Source organism: Leucobacter sp. PH1c (assembly GCF_000633415.1).
Taxonomy (GTDB): Bacteria; Actinomycetota; Actinomycetes; order Actinomycetales; family Microbacteriaceae; genus Leucobacter.
The window spans coordinates 70,273-85,335 of sequence record NZ_AYMV01000001.1; the positions used below are offsets into that span (position 1 = coordinate 70,273).

Genomic DNA, 15,063 nt, shown 5'->3' on the forward strand with positions numbered 1-15,063 from the left:
CTCGCCTCCGGTTGAGCGAAAACCCATCCGGCAACTGACCGGTCGGTGCCGACCCCACAAGGGACGGCGGCTTCGTGTCGGTTGCGACCTTGCACTGAGAGGTTGAACACCATGAAGGCAGCGCGCTACTACGGCCGCAAGGACATCCGCATCGAGGACATCGAGCCGCAGCCGCTCGAGGCCGGGACCGTGCGCATCGACGTGGCCTGGACCGGCATCTGCGGCACGGACCTGCACGAGTACCTCGAGGGCCCCATCTTCGTGCCCGAGCACGGGCATCCGCACCCCATCTCGGGCGAGGACGCTCCCGTGACGCTCGGACACGAGTTCTCGGGCGTCATCTCCGAGGTTGGCGAGGGCGTCACTGATCTCGCGGTGGGCGATCACGTGGTGGTCGAGCCCTACATCATCCGCGACGACGTCAACACGGGCCCCGACTCGAACGACTACCACCTGTCGCCAGACATGAACTTCATCGGCCTGGGCGGCCGCGGCGGTGGACTCGCCGAGAACATCGTGGTGCAGCGCCGCTGGGTGCACAAGATCGACGCGTCCGTCGCGCTCGACGAGGCCGCGCTCATCGAGCCGCTCTCCGTGGCCTACCACGCGGTGCAGCGCTCCGGCGTGGTCGCGGGTCAGACCGCGCTCGTCGGCGGCGCCGGGCCGATCGGCCTCCTCACGGCAGCGGTGCTGCGCGCGCTCGGCGTCACGGTGATCGTCTCCGAGCTCTCGCCGCTGCGTCGCCAGAAGGCGCTCGACTCGGGTGTCGCCGATGTCGCGCTGAACCCGGCCGAGGTCGACGTCGTCGCCGAGGTGAAGAAGCTCACCGACGGCAAGGGCGCGCACGTCGCCTTCGAGGCGACCTCGGTGCAGGTCGTCTTCGACACCCTGATGGACGCGGTGCGCCCCACGGGCGTCATCGTGGTCATCTCGATCTGGGGCAAGCCCGCCACCTTCGACATGCACAAGCTCGTCATGAAGGAGATCGATGTCCGCGGCACGATCGGCTACGTGAACTCCCACCCCGCCACGATCGCGCTCGTCGAGTCCGGGAAGATCGACCTCAAGCCCTTCATCACGGGCCGGATCGGCCTGGAGGGGCTCGTCGACGAGGGCTTCGACACGCTCATCAACCGCAACGAGACCGCGGTGAAGATCCTCGTCTCGCCGACGGGCAAGGGGCTGTAGCCGAACGGCTGCAGCGATTCCGGCGTGCGCGGCCGGGGTGGGGCAGCGGCCCCGCCCCGGCCGCGTTGCTTGTTCGCGAACGCGGACCCCGAGGCGCGGGGTCCCGAGGTGGGGGACCGCGAGGCGCGGATCCCGAGGCACCCCCCGTGCGCGGGCAATCGAATGACATCAATGTCATTTCGAAGTTCGCTTCGACTTATCCACATGGCTGTGCAGAATGTTCCGCACATATCTGCGAGTTATCCACATGTCCCTGCACAGGGTGTGGGGAAAACCTGCCCGCCACCGGGGCCTTCTTCGCTCAGGGGCACGGCGCTCGCACACGCGTTCGAGCGCGGCCGCGGGGGCGGAGCATACCCCCGAGGGGGTTACCCTTGACGCATGCAGTTGAATGACACGCGCGCCTGGAACCGCTTCTACGCCCCGGGCACCCCGGTCGACATTGAGCCCGTCACGGGATCCCTCGTGGATCTCCTCGACGAGCGCTGCGCCCAGTGGGCCGACCGCGACGCGATCAGCTTCTTCGGGCGCACCGTCACCTACCGGGAACTCGGCGAGCGCGTCGCGCGCGCGGCGCAGGGGCTCGCGGATCTCGGCGTGCGCGCGGGGGACCGTGTCGCGCTCATCATGCCGAACGCGCCGCAGCACGTCATCGCCTTCTACGCGGTGCTGCGGCTCGGCGGCGTGGTCGTCGAGCACAACCCGCTCTACACCCGCGACGAGCTCGACACGCAGTTCCGCGATCACGGCGCCGCCGTCGTCATCGCCTGGGACAAGGTCGTCGGCACCGTGCAGTCGCTGCCCGCGGAGCTCGGGATCCGCACCGTCGTCGCGGTCGACATCACCCGGGCGATGCCGTTCGCCACTCGCGCGGCCCTGCGCCTGCCCATCGCGAAGGCCCGCTCGTCTCGCGCGGCGCTCACCGCGCCCACGAGCGGCACGGTGTCGTTCGCGGAGCTCGAGCGCGCCACCCCGCTGCCCGCGGCGCACCCCCGGCCCGGCCGCGACGACGTTGCCTGCCTGCAGTACACCTCGGGCACCACGGGGGCGCCGAAGGGCGCCATGATCACGCACGGCAACCTGTGGGCCAACGCCCGCATGGGCGCCGCCTGGATGCCGGAGTTCACCCGCGGTGAGGGGTCGATCTACGGCCTCCTGCCGATGTTCCACTCCTTCGGGCTGCTCCTCTCGGTGATCTACTCGGTCGAGACGGGATCCCGGGCCGTGCTCTTCCCCACCTTCGACCCCGAGCTCGTGGCCCAGGCGGCGAAGCGCTTCCCGCCCACCTTCATCCCCGCGGTGCCGCCCATGTTCGACCGGCTGGCGCGCGTCGCGCGCGACGGGAAGCTCGACCTCAGCCAGGTGGTCTACTCGATCTCCGGCGCGATGACCCTCACCCCCGCGATCGTGAAGCGGTGGGAGGATCTCGCGGGCAGCATGCTCAACGAGGGGTACGGCCTCACCGAGACGAGCCCCATCGCGCTCGCGAACCCCTTCACCGCGGAGCGCCGGATCGGTGCGATCGGGATCCCGTTCCCCTCCACGGACATCCGCGTCGTGGATCCCGAGGAGCCGGGCCGTCAGGTGGCGCAGGGCGAGGTGGGCGAGCTGCTCATCGCGGGCCCGCAGGTGTTCCTCGGATACTGGAACCGGCCCGAGGAGACGGCGGCGACGCTGCTCGACGGCGGCTGGCTCCGCACGGGCGATCTCGTGGTGCAGGACGAGGACGGCTTCGTGACCGTCGTCGACCGGAAGAAGGAGCTCATCATCACGGGCGGCTTCAACGTCTCTCCGAGCGAGGTCGAGCGGGTGGTGAACGCGCTCCCCGGCGTCGCGGAGTCGGCGGTCGTCGGCATCCCCCGCGGCAGCGGCGCGGAGGTCGTGACGGTCGCGGTGGTGCTCGAGCCGGGTGCCGAGTTCGACGAGGAGGCGGCCCGCGCCGCCGCGCGCGAGCACCTCGCGGAGTACAAGCGGCCGAGCACCTACCTCGTGTGGGAGGAACTGCCGAAGTCGCTCATCGGCAAGGTGCTGCGCCGAAAGGTGCGCGACACGCTCGTTGCGGACCGGGGCGCGGTGCGCGCGGCGCCCGAGGACGCCGCCGAGTAGCGGGGTTCCCGGAGCGGAATCCGGCGCGACGGGTCCCGGCCGGATCGGGGCAGGGCGCGGCGGGCTCGCCGGCCCCTGATCAGCCGCGAGTGAGGAGACGCGCGAGCAGGCGGTCGAGCGCGACGTAGACGTAGCCGACCCCGATCAGCGCGACCGAGAGCGCCGCGATCCAGAGCGCCACGCCGCCCCAGCCGAGCCTGGCCACGTCGAGGAACGGGTACGGGTAGCTCTGCCCGGCCGCGAACTCCCCGCCGAGCCCGCCGTACACGAGCGCGTAGGCGAGGTACGCGTACGGAATGAGCGCCCAGAGCACGGGGTCGATCCAGCGCAGCCGGCCCTTGGGCACGAACAGCAGCCAGTCAAGGATCAGCAGTGCGGGCGTGATGATGTGGATCAGGTTGTCCGTGAGCGAGAAGGGCACGTAGTCGCCCTCCTGCTGGAACGCCGTGGGCACGAGCACCACGAGGTAGACGAGCATGGTCACGGTGATCGCCATCATGACGGCGCCGCTCGCCCGGGCCGAGGGCGTCGAGGTGCCGCGCGGGCCCAGCGTGCGCAGCTCGTGGATCGTCCGCGCGATGAGCACCACGAGCCAGAGGAGGCAGAGCAGGTTGCTGAGCACGGTGTAGTAGCGCAGCGCGCCCCAGCTGGGGTCCGGGGTGAGCGCGCCCGTGATCCGCAGAAGTCCCGTCAGCACGACGAGGAGCGCGACGGCGCGGAAGGCGAGCGCGAGCGGGCGGGAGCGCAGCGCTCCGACGGCGGATGCGCGCCCTTCGGCGGCGGTCTGGGGAGCGGCGATGGTGTCCACGGCACTATCTCACCACGGGGCGGGCGAATCGCGCGAGCGACGCGCACTCGGCGCGGCGTCGTGAAGCGCTAGACTGACCCGGAGGTGCGCCGGTCCGGTTCCGAGGCGCACGTGCAGACTGACGGAGGTGGCGCGGATGAAGCGAGGCCGCCTGGACCAGCGCACGATCGTCGATGCGGTGCTCGGTCTTGCGAGCGGTGAACCGCAGGCGCGCATCACGTTCAAGCGGCTTGGCGAGGCGCTCGGCGTCGACGCGACCGCGATGTACCGGCACTTCCGCAACAAGGACGAGCTGATCCGCGCCGCGCTCGACCGGCTCGCCGCCACCGCGACCGCCGATGCGCGCGCGACGCCGGGGGACTGGCGGGCCCGTCTCGAAGCGTTCGTCACCCGGATGGCCGAGCTGAGCCTGGAGCACCCTGCTATCGGTGCGGAGTGGGCGATGGTCGATCCCGTGGGTCCCGGCGACGTCGCCTCCGACGAGTTCATCCTCGAGATGCTCGCCGACGCTGGGCTTGCCGGGACGGAGCTCATCACCGCCTACGCCGCGATCTCGGGCTTCACGCTCGCGCAGAGCGCGGCCCTCGCGCAGGAGGCGCTCGAGCGCTCGGAGAGTAGCCGGGACGGGACGATCCCCTGGATCAGCACGTTCGGCTCGGTGGATCTCGCCGAGTTCCCGCACGTCAGCGCGCACCGCGAGGCGCTGCTCGCGATCGACGGGATCACGGTGTACCGCGCCGGGATCACCGCGATCCTCGACTCGATCGCGCGCTCGGCCGCCGCGAACGGGTAGCGCCCGCGCGCAGCGAGCGCCGGGCGGGCGCCCGGCGCCGGCGCTCCGGCCTACTCGAAGATGTCGCCGAGGAAGTCGAACGGGCTCTTCTTCTTGCGGGAGCGGGGATCGCCGTACCCGCGGCGGTCACCGTACCCGCGGTCTCCATATCCGCGCTCGCCATACCCGCGCTCATCGGAGCGGCGGTCATCGTACCCACGGTGGTCGCCGGAGCGGCGCTCGTCGTACCGCTGCTCGTCGTACCGCTGTTCGTCGTACCGCCGTTCGTTCGCGCCGGAGGTCGGGGCGGGAGGAGCCGCGGGTGCCTGCGGTGCTGGAGCCTGCGCGGCCGGGGCGACGCCCGGGGTCGCGGGCGCGCCGCCCGGGGCGGTGAACGCGGCGGCCTCGGCCTGGGCGCGGTCGAGAATCTTGTCGAGCTCACCCCGATCGAGCCAGATGCCTCGGCACTCGGGGCAGTAGTCGATCTCGATGCCCTGGCGCTCGCTCATGAGCAGGGTCGTTCCATCAGTGGGGCAGTTCATACCCGTCAGCGTATGGGGGCGGGATCAGCGGGAGCCGGGAGGACCGCTCCTTCTCGGTGGATTCAAAGCACCGCCGCTCACCCCGCGGCGGGATCCCCGCCCTCGCGCTGCAGCCCGGCCAGCGCGATCAGCGCGCGCGCCGCGTCGCGCGGCACGGTGGGATCCATGCCCGTGAGGTCGTGGAAGCTGCGGAGCCGGTTCACCACGGTGTTGCGGTGCACGAAGCCGGCCTCGGCGGTGAGCTTCACGGATCCCGTCTCGCAGTAGCTCAGGAAGGTGGAGACGAGGCGCTCCCGCTCGGCCGGGGCCGCGGCGCGCAGCGCGGCGAGGGCTGCGGGGCTCAGGCCGGGCAGGATCGGCGCAAGCGCGTGCGCGGCGACGGGCACCCAGAGCTCCTGCTCGTCGCTCAGCCGCCCCTCGGGGGCGTGCGGGGCGAGCCGGTGGGCGAGGCGAGCGGCCGCGGCGACGCCGGCGAGCCCGTCGATCTCGGCGACCACGACGCCGCGCACGGCGGCGAGCGGATGGCTGCCCAGCACCGCCAACTGGGGGCGCACGAACAGCACGCCGTCGTCGAAGTCCCAGATGAGGAAGCGCTGCCGGGTGTATTGCAGATCGGCGACGCGCTGGCGGGCCTGCGCCGCCGCGGAATCGGGGACGAAGATCGCCTCGTAGGCTGCGCCGACGGGGAGCCCGAGGTCGGCGGCGACGTCCTCGGCCGCGGCTGCCGGATCCTCCGCGGAGAGCAGGCGCGCGAGCGCGCGAGTCTCGGTCGCGCGCGAGTCGCGTGCGAGCACGTCCCGCTCGTTCAGGAACGCGACCTGCACCTCCCGGATGTACTCCTCGACGGTGGAGAGCACCACCTCCGCGTGCTCGACGAGCAGGTGCGAGTCCGCGGGATCCACCACGCGGGTGAGGCCGGCCCAGAGCACCCGGTAGTCGAGGCGCACGGCCTCGAGCAGGCGATCCCGGTCGACCCCCTGCCGCGCGCGCCGCACGCCCAGGCGCTGCGGGAGGTCGCGCAGCGCCTGGGGCGTCGGCTCGCCGCGCAGCTCGGAGATGAGCAGGGTGAGGGTCTCGTGGGCGGTGAGGTGGAGGTCCTCAGCCGTGATGCTCTCGTAGCCGCTGCCCGCCGCGCGGAGGCGCGAAATGAAGTCGGCCACGAGCGCGTCCATGTCGGCCCGGAGGTCGGCGAGCGTCGCGAGCCACCAGGCGTCCTGCGGGGCGGTGCGCGTGGGCATGGGGCCTCCTTCGAGCGAGTGCTCCCAGTGTATTGAGTATTCACACACTCAGCGGCGAGAAAAGGCTCGAATTGCGATCCCTGGCTGTGCATCTGCATACTCTCACGGGGGATCCGTGTGCGAATGTCGATTGCTGCGGCCCGCGAGAAGCGAGACCGTAGAGTGATGGGCCAGCGACGTGCCCACCACGTATTCCATGGAGGAAACAATGACTGCACAGCCAGCTCTGGACGAGGCTGTCCCCAACGCGCGACTCGACCAGTCGAAGATGCGGAAGATCGCCACGGCGAGCGTGATCGGGACGACCGTCGAGTGGTACGACCTGTTCCTGTTCGGCACGGCATCGGCGCTCGTGTTCAACCAGGTGTTCTTCCCCGATCTGCCGCCCGCCGTCGGCACGATCCTCTCCTTCCTCACCTTCGCGGCCGCGTACGTGGCCCGCACCCTCGGCGCGATCCTGTTCGGCCACTTCGGTGACCGCCTCGGCCGCAAGTCGATGCTGCTCGTCTCGCTCCTCACGATGGGCGGCGCGACCCTCGCGATCGGTCTCGTGCCCGACTTCAACACGATCGGCCTCGCCGCGCCGTTCATCCTCCTCACGCTGCGCATCATCCAGGGCCTCGCGCTCGGTGGCGAGTGGGGCGGCGCCGTGCTCATGACCGTCGAGCACGCGCCCGAGGACAAGCGCGGCTGGTACGGCTCGCTCGTGCAGGTCGGCGTGCCCTTCGGCACCCTCCTCGCGAACGTCGCCTTCCTGATCGTCACGGCCGCGGTCTCCGAGGAGGCCCTCCTCTCCTGGGGCTGGCGCGTGCCCTTCATCGCCTCGGTGCTGCTCGTCGCCGTGGGCATCTACATCCGCCTGAACATCGAGGAGACCCCGAGCTTCCAGCAGGTCCGCGAGCAGGGTGCGAAGGCGAAGCTGCCGTTCGCGTACCTCATGAAGCACTACTGGAAGCAGGTCATCCTCGGCGGCGTCGCGACGCTCTCGACGGGGTCCACCTTCACCCTCATGGTCGCGTCCGGCATGAACTACGGCACCAGCGAGCAGGGCTTCTCGGCGAACCTCATGCTCTGGGTGGTGCTCGTCGCCTGCATCATCGGCCTCTTCCTCATCCCGTTCTTCGGCCGGCTCTCCGACCGCTACGGGCGCAAGCCGATCATCGCAGCCGGCATCGCGGCCGAGGCGCTCCTCGCGTTCCCCTTCTTCTGGCTCATCAACACGGGCACCGTGGGAGGCCTGTTCCTCGCCTACGCGCTCATGATGGTCGCCTTCTCCGCGAACTACGGCCCCATTGCCACGTTCCTCGCCGAGCTCTTCGGCTCGAAGGTGCGGTACTCGGGCCTCTCGATCTCCTACATGCTCTCGGGCCTGCTGGGCTCGGCGATCACCCCCGCCGTGACCGTCTGGCTGCTGAACCTCACCGGTCAGAGCGACTCGATCGCCTGGTACATCGCCGCGTCCGCCGCGCTCTCGTTCGTCGCGCTCTTCATGCTCGCGGACAACCGCTCGCGCAACATCGACCGGGTCGGCGCGACGACCGCCATCTCGGTGGACCGATGATCCGCCGGATCGACTCGGCGCCGGGGCTCGCCCCGGCGATCGGGCCCTACTCGCAGGCCGTGGTGGCGAACGGCTTCGTCTTCACGACGGGGCAGGTGCCCTTCCGGGCCGATGGCACGCTGCCCGAGCGCTTCGAGGATCAGGTGCGCGTCTGCATCGAGAACCTGCGCTCGGTGCTCGAAGCTGCAGGGTCCGATCTCGCGCACGTCGTGAAGGTCACCGCGTTCCTCACCGATCCCGCGCAGCGCGAGGAGTTCAACCGCGTCTACGCGGAGTACTTCGGCGAGGCGAAGCCGGCGCGCACCACGGTGTGCGTCGACATCTGGGACATCCCCTTCGAGATCGAGTGCGTCGCGGCCGTCCGCGCGGAGCTCGAGCGATGAGTGCCGCAGACGCGGAGCTCCTCGCCGCACTGCGCGCGGTCGAGCTCCCCACGCTCGGCCACTTCCTCGAGGACGGCTTCTGCGGCCAGGAGCTCCGCCCGGTGAACCACGGGCCGCAGCTCGTGGGCCGCGCCCGCACGCTCGACCTCACCTCGCCCGACGCCTACGCCGTGAACCGCGCGCTGCTCGCACTCGAGGCCGGGGAGGTGCTCGTGATCCGCGTGGCGGGTCGCGGGCACGCCCCGGTCGGCGCGGTCACGGCGCACGCCGCGATCGCGCGGGGCGCGGCGGGGATCGTCGTCGACGGCCCGGTGACCGATGCGTCCGCGCTGCGCGAGGTGCAGGATCGGCTCCCGGTCTTCGCGACCGGGCTCACCGCGCGCACGACGAAGCGCTCCGGCGCGATGGCCGGCGACGCCGACGGCGGACTCGACCGCGCGATCGAGGTCGCCGGGGTCACGGTGCGCCCGGGCGACCTCGTGCTCGGCGACGCGCAGGGCGTGCTCGTGCTCCCGCCGGCCGGCCCGGATCCCGCCGTGCTGAGCGCCGCCCTCGCATCCGACGCGGCCGAACCCGAGCTGCTCGCCCGGATCGCCGCGGGCGAGCCGCTCGACACGCTCCTCGCCACGGCCGATCCGGCCCTCTAGACCCTCACGACCCAGCGTTCACCGCTTCACAAGGAGAGCAACATGACTTCGCAGCAGCCCGTCGCCGAGACGCACTCGGCGGGCCACCTGATCGTCCGGACCCTCGAGGCGCACGGCGTCGAGCGCGTCTACGCCGTGCCGGGCGAGAGCTACCTCGACGTGCTCGACGGGCTCCACGACTCGGGGATCGAGACGGTGGTGTGCCGCCAGGAGGGCGGCGCAGGGTTCATGGCGCTCGCGGAGGGCCGGCTCACCGGCCGCCCCGGCATCGCGATGGTGACGCGGGGACCCGGCGCCGCGAACGCGATGATCGCGGTGCACACGGCGTACCAGGATGCGACGCCGCTCGTGCTCTTCGTGGGGCTCGTCCCCGTGAACGACCGCGAGCGCGAGGCGTTCCAGGAGTTCAGCCTCACGGGCTGGTTCGGCTCCACCGCGAAGCGGGTCATGACGATCGACGATCCCGATCGCGCGGGCGCGCTCGTCGCCGAGGCGATGCGCATCGCCGCGGCGGGCCGCCCCGGACCGGTCGTGATCGGCCTGCCCGAAGATGTGCTCGTGCTCCCCGCCGCGCCGCGGGTCGCGCAGCCCGTGCTGCCGCCCGCCCCGGCGCCGCACCCGGACGCCGTTGCGGAGCTCGTCGCGCGGTGCGCCGCGGCCGAACGCCCCGCGATCGTGACGGGCGGCGACGGCTGGCACGGCGGCGAGGGGCGCGCGCTGCTCGCGTTCGCCGAGGCCGCGGGCATCCCCGTCTTCGCCGACTGGCGCGCGTACGACACGGTGCCCCACGACGGCGCTGCGTGGGCCGGCTGGCTCGGCTACGGCCGCACCGACGCCGTGGCCGAGGGCTACCGCACGGCCGACCTGCTCGTCTTCGTGGGCTGCGGCCGCGCCGACGTGCTGAGCGACGGCTACACCCAGGGCTTCGACGCGGAGACGGTGCTCGTCACGGCCGACCCCGACGCGGCTATGCACTCGGGACGCACGGATCAGCACATTCTCGCGACCCCCGCGACGTTCGTCGCTGCGCTCGCCGCGGTCGACCCCGCTGCGGCCCGCGGTGCGCGCGGCGACGCCTGGCTCACGGGTCGAGCCGAGGCGCAGCGCCGCACGGCCGCGCACCGTCCGGACGCCGTGATCGCGGGCGAAGCACAGGCGATGGATCTCGGGATCGCGTTCGGCGAGCTCGACGATCAGCTGCGCGGCGAGGCCGTGCTCACGTTCGGGGCGGGCAACGCGACGATCTGGGCGCACCGCTTCGTGCGGCACCTCCGCTCGGCAAGCCTCGTCGGCGCCCGGAACGGCGCCATGGGCCTCGCGGTTCCCGCGGCCGTTGCCGCCTCGCTCATCTTCCCGGAGCGCACGGCGGTCGCGGTGTGCGGCGACGGCGACTTCATGATGAACGGGCAGGAGCTCGCCACGGCGGTGGCGCACGGCGCCGCCCCGCTCACCATCGTGATCGACAACGGGATCTACGGCACCATCGTGCAGCACCAGGAGAACCACTACCCGGGGCGCCCCTCGGGCACCCGGATGGCGAACCCCGATTTCGCCGCCTGGATGCGCTCCTTCGGCGGCCACGGCGAGCGGGTCGAGCGGACCGAGGAGTTCGGGCCCGCGCTCGAGCGCGCGCTCGCGGCCGACGGCCCGGCCCTGCTCCACGTCCTCATCCCGGACACCATCATGCCGCCCGCGAGCAGCGACGTGCCCGCGAGCGGCGACGTGCCCGCGAGCGGCACTGGCCGCGCCTAGGCCCGCGAGATCAGGCGAAAGGACCCCTCGATGACGCATCAGAATCACGACTCCGCATTCCTTACCGATTGGGCGACGCACTCGGCGTTCGGCGCGGTTCCTGGCACGAACGGCGTCGACCGCCAGGCCGGGAGCGCGGCCGACGGCGCGCAGCGCGCCTGGTTCGCGGAGCTGCTCGAATCGCGCGGCTTCACGGTACTGCGGGACGAGATCGGCAATCAGTTCGGGCTGCTCGAGCTCGTCCCCGGCGCGCCCTACGTGCTCACGGGTTCGCACATGGACTCGCAGCCGACGGCGGGCCGCTTCGACGGCGCCTACGGGGTGATGGCCTCGGCGTACGCCTGCTTCCGCGTGGCCGACGAGCTGCGCGCCCGGCCGGAGGGCGCGCGCTTCAACCTCGCCGTGGTGAACTGGTTCAACGAGGAGGGTTCGCGCTTCAAGCCCTCCATGATGGGCAGCTCCGTGTTCACGGGCAAGCTCGATCTCCCGGAGGCGCTCGCCACCCCGGATCCCCGCGGCACGACCGTCGCGGAGGCCATGGGCGGGCTCGGCGAGCTGGGATCCGGCCCCGTCTTCGGCGGCGACTCGGGGCGCAGCGTCGCCTCGTACGCGGAGATCCACGTGCAGCAGGGGCGCAGCATGGAGCAGGACGGTGTGACGATCGGGCTCGTGAACGCGACCTGGGCCGCGCACAAGTTCGAGTTCCGGGTGACGGGCGAGCAGGCGCACAGCGGCTCCACCCTCATGCCCGAGCGGCGCGACGCGCTGCTCGGCGCGGCCCGCCTCGTCGTCGCGGCCCGCGAGCTCGTCGACGAGTTTGCGCCGGGCTCGCTCCACACGGCGTGCGGCGAGCTCAACGTGTACCCGAATTCGCCGGTCGTCGTGGCGAGCGAGGTGGAGCTGCTGCTCGACCTCCGCTCACCCGATGCTGAGGTGATCCGCGCCGCGCACGCCTCACTCATGGCGACCGTCGAGCGCGTGCAGCGCGAGGACCGGGTGGGGATCGAGGTGATCGCCGAGCACGCATGGGATCAGAACCCGTACCCCGAGCACGGGGTCGAGCTCGCACGCGAGGTCGCGGAGGAGCTGGGGCTCACCCACGACCGCGTGATGACGGTGGCCGGCCACGACTCGACCAACATGAAGGACGAGGTGCCGACCGTCATGCTCTTCGTGCCGAGTGTGGACGGGATCTCCCACAACCTCGCGGAGTACACCCGGGACGAGGACCTGCTCGCCGGGATCGCGCACCTCACGGGCGTCGTCGGCCGGCTCGCCGCAGGCGCGCTCGTGGCGCCCGCGGCCTAGCCGGGCCGCGGCCTCGCCAGGCCGCGGCCTCGCCGGTCCGCGGCCGCGCTACTCCCAGCCGAAGACGCGGGCGGGGTGCGTCACCCGCCACCAGAGATCGGGCTCCTCGATCCGCTCCGCGGCGACGACCGCCACCTCCGTGTCGCCCTCCGGCGCCGTCACCGTGATCCGGCCCGCCGACTGGCGGGCCGGGCCCGCGGCCACGGGCGCGAGCGCGATCTCGCGGCCGGCCTCCTCGCTCGGCAGCAGCACGGCCGCCGCGCTGCCATCGGCGACGAGGGGGATCTCCGCGCCGTCGATCGTCGTGGCGGTGCCCACCCGCTCCTCGGGGAGCACGAGCTGCACCTGGCGGCTCGCGTCGCCCATCCCGGTGAGGAGCGTCCCGGCGTCCTGCGCGCGCTGCGAGGCGGAGTCGCGGCCCAGCACCGCCGCGATCCGCACCACCGGGCGGCCGTGCGCGTCGGCCTCCTGCGCCGCGACGAGGTTGGCCCCCGCCGCCCCGGAAGTGCCGGTCTTCACGCCGATCACCCCGGGCAGCTTCGTGAGGAGGGGGTTCGTGTTCTGCACGGTGCCGATGTCCCACGGCAGCTCGGCGCTCGGCGTGCGCACGATCTCGGCGACGACGGGCTCGGCGAGCGCCAGGCGCGCGATCCGCACGACATCCGCGGCCGACGCGACGTTCTCCTCGTCCATGCCGGTCGGCTCCGCGAGGGAGACGGAATCGAGCCCGTTGCGCGCCGCCCAATCGGCGACCGCCGACGTGAACGCCTCGCCCTCGCCGATCGTCTCGGCGGCGTACGCGGCCATGAAATCGTTCGCGGAGGGGAGCAGCGAGAGGGTGAGCAGCTGCCGCGTCGTCACCTCCGTGCCGACGGGAATCGGGTAGGCGATGCCCCCGAGGGCCTGGTAGCCGCGGCTCCGCGACGCGTCGGCCTCGGTCCAGACGTGCACGGGCCCGTCGGCACCCGGGGCGAGCGGCGCGCGCTCGAGCCCCACGAGCACCGTGACGAGCTTCGAGATGCTCGCGATGGGGTGGGCGCGATCGTCGTTGCTCCACACCTCCTCGTCGTCGAGCCAGCCGATCGCCGCGGGGCCGCCCTGCGCATCGACCGCGGCCTGCGTGCGCTCGGTGAGCTCGGCGGCCGTCGCCGTCGCGTCGATGTTCACGGGGTCGGTCGCGGTGGTGACCGCGGCGCGCACCTCGGGCTGCGGAAGCGGAGTGAGCGCGCAGGCCGCCGTGTAGCCGCCGAGCAGGGCGACCGCGGTGAGCGCGCTGATGCCCCAGGCGCGGCCCGCGCGGCGGGTGCGGGTGGCGTCGGATCGCATTCGCCCAGCCTACTGGGGGCGCGCTGCACAGCCGCGATGGCCTGCGCTGTGCGAGGATGCGGGGGAGTGCGCGGCGCCGTCCTGGCAGGATGGCCGTACTCGCGGGGCGCCGGCGCGCTCCGCCGGATCCACCGTCGCCCGAGGAGGCCCCCATGTCTGCACTGATCGCGGGATACGCGCGCACCCCCTTCACCCGCTTCACGGGGCAGCTCGCGTCCCAGCCCGCAACGGCCCTCGGCGCGCACGCAGCCCGTGCCGCGCTCGAGCGCGCCGGCGTCGCCGCCGAGCAGGTGGACGCGCTCGTCGCCGGCCAGGTGCTCCAGGCCGGTGCGGGGCAGAACCCCGCGCGCCAGACCGCGGTCGCCGCGGGCATTCCCCTCGACGTCCCCGCCATCACGCTCAACGCCGTGTGCCTCTCCGGCGCCGAGGCCGTGTCGCAGGCCGTGCGCCTCATCGCCGCGGGCGAGGCCGAGGTCGTCGTGGCCGTCGGCCAGGAGTCCATGTCGCTCGCCCCCCACGTGATGCCGCTCCGCGCCGGTACCAAGTACGGCACGGCGCAGCTGATCGACACGGTCGAGCGCGACGGCCTCTCCGACGCCTTCGATCAGGTCGCCATGGGTGCGCTCACCGAGCAGGGCAACGCGCCGCTCGGCCTCACGCGCGAGGAGCAGGACGCGTTCGCCGCCGCCTCGCACCAGCGCGCCGCGGCATCGGCCGCGTTCCTCGCCGAGGAGATCGCGCCCATCACCCTCTCCTCGCGCCGGGGCGACACGGTGGTGTCGGCGGACGACGGGGTGCGCGCGGACACGACCGCGGAGGGCCTTGCCGCGCTGCGCCCCGCGTTCGCGAAGGACGGCACCATCACCGCGGGCAACGCCTCCCAGATCACGGACGGTGCGGCGGCGCTCGTGCTCGTGAGCGAGGCCGCGGCCGAGCAGCTCGGGCTCGCGCCGATCGCGCGCGTCGAGGCCACCGCGTTCGTGGCTGGCCCGGACACGCACCTCCACTCGCAGCCCGCGCGCGCGATCGCGGCGGCGCTCGCGAAGCTCGACGGGGTCTCCGCGGGCGATCTCGCGGCCGTCGAGATCAACGAGGCGTTCGCCGCGGTGGGCCTCCAGTCCACGCGCGAGCTCGGCATCGATCCCGCGATCGTGAACCCGCACGGTGGCGCGATCGCGCTCGGCCATCCGATCGGCGCCTCGGGCGCGCGCATCGTGGGCACGCTCGCGCGGCAGCTCGCGGCCGCGGGCTCGGGCACGCTCGGCGCGATCGGCATCTGCGGCGGCGGCGGCCAGGGCTCCGCCGTCGTGCTCCGCGCGCTCTAAGCGGCGACCGGGGCCGGCGCCGCCGCCGGCTCCCGATACCCTCGAAGCGGGGCGATTCCGCGTCCCACGGAAGTGAGGGCGGCTGGTGCACACGGTACGGAGAGCAC

General features: G+C 72.6%; 13 protein-coding genes. 9 read left to right on the forward strand and 4 right to left on the reverse strand.

Annotation, left to right across the window (positions count from 1 at the left end; genetic code table 11):
* Nucleotides 1-111: 111 nt before the first annotated feature.
* A complete protein-coding gene (locus U874_RS0100325; RefSeq protein ID WP_025132557.1) occupies nt 112-1,188 on the forward strand; it encodes a 2,3-butanediol dehydrogenase in 1,077 nt (358 codons plus the stop codon).
* Between the two features lie 381 nt (nt 1,189-1,569).
* Nucleotides 1,570-3,294, forward strand: a complete 1,725-nt coding sequence (locus tag U874_RS0100330) for a long-chain-fatty-acid--CoA ligase (protein WP_025132558.1) — start codon at nt 1,570-1,572, stop codon at nt 3,292-3,294.
* Between the two features lie 79 nt (nt 3,295-3,373).
* Here the strand turns inward: U874_RS0100330 and U874_RS0100335 are convergent, their stop codons facing one another.
* On the reverse strand, nt 3,374-4,102 hold the full coding sequence (locus U874_RS0100335) for a Pr6Pr family membrane protein (RefSeq protein ID WP_025132559.1): 729 nt from the start codon (nt 4,100-4,102) through the stop codon (nt 3,374-3,376).
* A gap of 136 nt (nt 4,103-4,238) precedes the next feature.
* Here U874_RS0100335 and U874_RS0100340 point away from each other — a divergent pair, with 136 nt between their 5' ends.
* Nucleotides 4,239-4,895, forward strand: coding sequence for a TetR/AcrR family transcriptional regulator (locus U874_RS0100340; protein ID WP_025132560.1), 657 nt, complete (start codon nt 4,239-4,241; stop codon nt 4,893-4,895).
* 50 nt (nt 4,896-4,945) lie between these two features.
* Here the strand turns inward: U874_RS0100340 and U874_RS0100345 are convergent, their stop codons facing one another.
* Together U874_RS0100345 and U874_RS0100350 are read right to left on the reverse strand one after the other, a co-directional pair.
* On the reverse strand, nt 4,946-5,416 hold the full coding sequence (locus tag U874_RS0100345) for a zf-TFIIB domain-containing protein (RefSeq protein ID WP_025132561.1): 471 nt from the start codon (nt 5,414-5,416) through the stop codon (nt 4,946-4,948).
* Between the two features lie 77 nt (nt 5,417-5,493).
* Nucleotides 5,494-6,654 (reverse strand): helix-turn-helix domain-containing protein, encoded by a 1,161-nt coding sequence (locus U874_RS0100350; protein WP_025132562.1) that lies wholly within the window; start codon nt 6,652-6,654, stop codon nt 5,494-5,496.
* Between the two features lie 208 nt (nt 6,655-6,862).
* Here U874_RS0100350 and U874_RS0100355 point away from each other — a divergent pair, with 208 nt between their 5' ends.
* Genes U874_RS0100355 through U874_RS0100375 form a run of 5 tightly spaced genes read left to right on the forward strand, consistent with a single transcriptional unit; the run spans nt 6,863 to nt 12,305 of the window.
* Nucleotides 6,863-8,215, forward strand: a complete 1,353-nt coding sequence (locus tag U874_RS0100355; RefSeq protein WP_232755831.1) for an MFS transporter — start codon at nt 6,863-6,865, stop codon at nt 8,213-8,215.
* On the forward strand, nt 8,212-8,598 hold the full coding sequence (locus U874_RS0100360; protein ID WP_081809833.1) for a RidA family protein: 387 nt from the start codon (nt 8,212-8,214) through the stop codon (nt 8,596-8,598). The genes U874_RS0100355 and U874_RS0100360 overlap by 4 nt, the downstream gene beginning before the upstream one ends.
* The gene (locus tag U874_RS0100365; RefSeq protein WP_025132565.1) at nt 8,595-9,245 is read left to right on the forward strand and encodes an RraA family protein; all 651 of its coding nucleotides are present in this window, start codon (nt 8,595-8,597) and stop codon (nt 9,243-9,245) included. The genes U874_RS0100360 and U874_RS0100365 overlap by 4 nt, the downstream gene beginning before the upstream one ends.
* A gap of 42 nt (nt 9,246-9,287) precedes the next feature.
* A complete protein-coding gene (locus U874_RS0100370) occupies nt 9,288-10,997 on the forward strand; it encodes a thiamine pyrophosphate-dependent enzyme (protein WP_025132566.1) in 1,710 nt (569 codons plus the stop codon).
* A 30-nt stretch (nt 10,998-11,027) separates the two neighbouring features.
* On the forward strand, nt 11,028-12,305 hold the full coding sequence (locus tag U874_RS0100375; RefSeq protein ID WP_025132567.1) for a M20 family metallo-hydrolase: 1,278 nt from the start codon (nt 11,028-11,030) through the stop codon (nt 12,303-12,305).
* Between the two features lie 48 nt (nt 12,306-12,353).
* Here U874_RS0100375 and U874_RS14560 read toward each other — a convergent pair whose 3' ends face one another.
* Nucleotides 12,354-13,631 (reverse strand): D-alanyl-D-alanine carboxypeptidase family protein, encoded by a 1,278-nt coding sequence (locus U874_RS14560; protein ID WP_025132568.1) that lies wholly within the window; start codon nt 13,629-13,631, stop codon nt 12,354-12,356.
* A gap of 152 nt (nt 13,632-13,783) precedes the next feature.
* On the opposite strand from U874_RS14560, the gene U874_RS0100385 reads away from it, so the two are divergent.
* The gene (locus U874_RS0100385; protein WP_025132569.1) at nt 13,784-14,956 is read left to right on the forward strand and encodes an acetyl-CoA C-acyltransferase; all 1,173 of its coding nucleotides are present in this window, start codon (nt 13,784-13,786) and stop codon (nt 14,954-14,956) included.
* Nucleotides 14,957-15,063: the final 107 nt, after the last annotated feature.

Excerpts from the sequence above, each read along its gene's own strand:
- U874_RS0100325 (WP_025132557.1), top strand. The coding sequence starts at position 112 with ATGAAGGCAGCGCGCTACTACGGCCGCAAGGACATCCGCATCGAGGAC.
- U874_RS0100330 (WP_025132558.1), top strand. The coding sequence starts at position 1,570 with ATGCAGTTGAATGACACGCGCGCCTGGAACCGCTTCTACGCCCCGGGC.
- U874_RS0100340 (WP_025132560.1), top strand. The coding sequence starts at position 4,239 with ATGAAGCGAGGCCGCCTGGACCAGCGCACGATCGTCGATGCGGTGCTC.
- U874_RS0100345 (WP_025132561.1), bottom strand. The coding sequence starts at position 5,416 with ATGAACTGCCCCACTGATGGAACGACCCTGCTCATGAGCGAGCGCCAG.
- U874_RS0100350 (WP_025132562.1), bottom strand. The coding sequence starts at position 6,654 with ATGCCCACGCGCACCGCCCCGCAGGACGCCTGGTGGCTCGCGACGCTC.
- U874_RS0100355 (WP_232755831.1), top strand. The coding sequence starts at position 6,863 with ATGACTGCACAGCCAGCTCTGGACGAGGCTGTCCCCAACGCGCGACTC.
- U874_RS0100360 (WP_081809833.1), top strand. The coding sequence starts at position 8,212 with ATGATCCGCCGGATCGACTCGGCGCCGGGGCTCGCCCCGGCGATCGGG.
- U874_RS0100365 (WP_025132565.1), top strand. The coding sequence starts at position 8,595 with ATGAGTGCCGCAGACGCGGAGCTCCTCGCCGCACTGCGCGCGGTCGAG.
- U874_RS0100370 (WP_025132566.1), top strand. The coding sequence starts at position 9,288 with ATGACTTCGCAGCAGCCCGTCGCCGAGACGCACTCGGCGGGCCACCTG.
- U874_RS0100375 (WP_025132567.1), top strand. The coding sequence starts at position 11,028 with ATGACGCATCAGAATCACGACTCCGCATTCCTTACCGATTGGGCGACG.
- U874_RS14560 (WP_025132568.1), bottom strand. The coding sequence starts at position 13,631 with ATGCGATCCGACGCCACCCGCACCCGCCGCGCGGGCCGCGCCTGGGGC.
- U874_RS0100385 (WP_025132569.1), top strand. The coding sequence starts at position 13,784 with ATGTCTGCACTGATCGCGGGATACGCGCGCACCCCCTTCACCCGCTTC.